The sequence below is a fragment of the Streptomyces sp. SID5785 genome (genome assembly GCF_009870065.1).
Taxonomy (GTDB): Bacteria; Actinomycetota; Actinomycetes; order Streptomycetales; family Streptomycetaceae; genus Streptomyces.
In genome coordinates, this window is record NZ_WWIA01001076.1 from 1 (window position 1) to 1,946 (window position 1,946).

Consider the following 1,946-nt stretch of genomic DNA (forward strand, 5'->3'; position numbering starts at 1 on the left):
GGGCGCTCGCGCGACGGGGCGCTCACGTGGTGCTCGCCGTGCGGGACACGGAGCGCGGCGAACGGGCCGCCGCGGCGATCACCGCGGAATCACCCGGGGCGTCGTGCGAGGTCCGCCCGCTCGACCTCGCCGACCTCACCTCGGTGCGTGCGTGCGCCGACGCGCTGCGCGCCGACCACCCGCGGCTCGACGTCCTGGTGAACAACGCGGGCGTGATGGCGCCCCCGCGAACCCTGAGCCCACAGGGCCACGAGCTGCAGTTCGCCACCAACCACCTGGGCCACTTCGCCCTCACCGGACTGCTGCTCGACCTGCTGGCCGCGGGCGCGGACCCACGCGTCGTCACGGTCAGCTCACCCAACCACCGGCAGGCCCGGCTCGACCTCGACGACCCGGACGGCGAGCGCACCTACTCCCCGATGGGCCACTACAACGCGTCCAAGCTCGCCAACGCGCTCTTCGGCCACCGGCTCCATCTGCGCCTGACCGCCGCCGGCAGCCCCGTGCGCAGCATGCTGGCCCACCCCGGCTACGTCGCGACCGGCCTGCAGCGCGGCACGCCGGTTCCGTCCGTCCGGCTGCTCTACGGCGCACTGCTCTCCCCGCTGGCACAGAAGCCTCGGGACGGGGCGCGCTCCCTGCTGTACGCGGCGACCGAACCGGGCCTGCCCGGTGGTGCGTTCATCGGGCCGGGCGGCCCCGGCGAACTGCGCGGGGCGCCGACCCCGGTCCGGCTCGCGCCGCGCGCCACGGACGAGACGGCGGGCCGCCGGCTGTGGGAGCTGTCGGAGCGGCTGACCGGAGTGCGCTTCGCCCTGCCCGAGCCCGCGCAGCGTTAGGGCCTGGCGGAGCACTCTGCGCTCGGGCGAGCCGCTCGCGAGAACACTCTGCTCTCGGCCGAGTCGCTCGCGCGGCCCGGCCTCCGCTCGGCAAGATCGGCACATGCGTCCGACCTTCGTTCTCGTCCACAGCCCGTCCGTCGGCCCGGCCACCTGGCGCCCGGTGGCCGAGCACCTGACAGCCGCCGGGCACCGGGTGCGGCTGCCGTCGCTGCTGCACGTCGGGGACGGCGCACCTCCGTACTGGCCCCGGGCCGTGGCCGCGGTCCGCGCGAGTCTGCACGGCCTCCCGGCGGACACCCCGATCGTCCTGGTGGCGCACAGCAACGCCGGGCTGTTCCTGCCCGTGATCCGGGACGGCCTGGACCACCGGGTGGCCGCCTCCGTGTTCGTCGACGCCGCGCTGCCCGCACGCTCGGGGGCAACGCCGGTCGCGCCGCCCGGACTTCTGGACGTCCTGCGGGCGTCGGCGGTGGCGGGCCGGCTGCCCCGGTGGACGGACTGGTGGGACGAGGCGGACGTGGCCCCGATGTTCCCGGACGACCGGACCCGGCGGGCCGTCGTCGACGAGCAGCCGCGTCTCCCGCTCGCCTACTACGAACAGGAGATCCCGGTGCCCGCGGGGTGGGACGACCATCCGTGCGCGTACCTGCTGTTCGCACCGCCCTACGAGGACGCCGCAGCCGAGGCGGAAGCCCGCGGCTGGCGCACCGCCCGGCTGCCCGGCGAGCATCTGCACCAGCTTGTCGACCCGGCGGGAACGGCCCGGCTGGTGGCCGAACTCGCCTCTCCGGAGGGGTAGTTCAGCGGCGCGTGGCCACGACGAGCCGCGCCCGGGGGCTGCGGTCCGGCCGCTCCCCCAGCTCGGGCAGCGGGTGCAGCGCCACGTCGAACCCGGCCCGGTCGAGACCGCGGCGCACGTCGCCGAGGCGGAACGTGCGGTAGTACATGACGAACGGCGGGCGCCACACCGCGTTGCGCACGCGCATCGCCCCGTCGAAGCCGAGCATCGCCCAGTACCCGCGCGATCCCGGCCGCGCGGGCGCGGGCATCGGGAAGACGAACTGCCCGCCGGGGCGCAGCACTCGGCACACCTGCGCGAACAGC

General features: G+C 75.9%; 2 protein-coding genes and 1 pseudogene. 2 read left to right on the forward strand and 1 reads right to left on the reverse strand.

What is annotated here, in order from left to right:
- Positions 1-839 (forward strand): oxidoreductase (locus GTW43_RS34905; RefSeq protein ID WP_161305985.1); only part of this gene is annotated, 839 nt, incomplete at its 5' end.
- Between the two features lie 103 nt (positions 840-942).
- Positions 943-1,641 carry an alpha/beta hydrolase gene (locus GTW43_RS34910; protein ID WP_161305986.1) on the forward strand — a complete coding sequence of 233 codons (699 nt, stop codon included), beginning with the start codon at positions 943-945 and terminating at the stop codon, positions 1,639-1,641.
- A 1-nt stretch (position 1,642) separates the two neighbouring features.
- Here the strand turns inward: GTW43_RS34910 and GTW43_RS34915 are convergent.
- Positions 1,643-1,946: pseudogene (locus GTW43_RS34915) on the reverse strand (SAM-dependent methyltransferase); the annotation flags it as partial.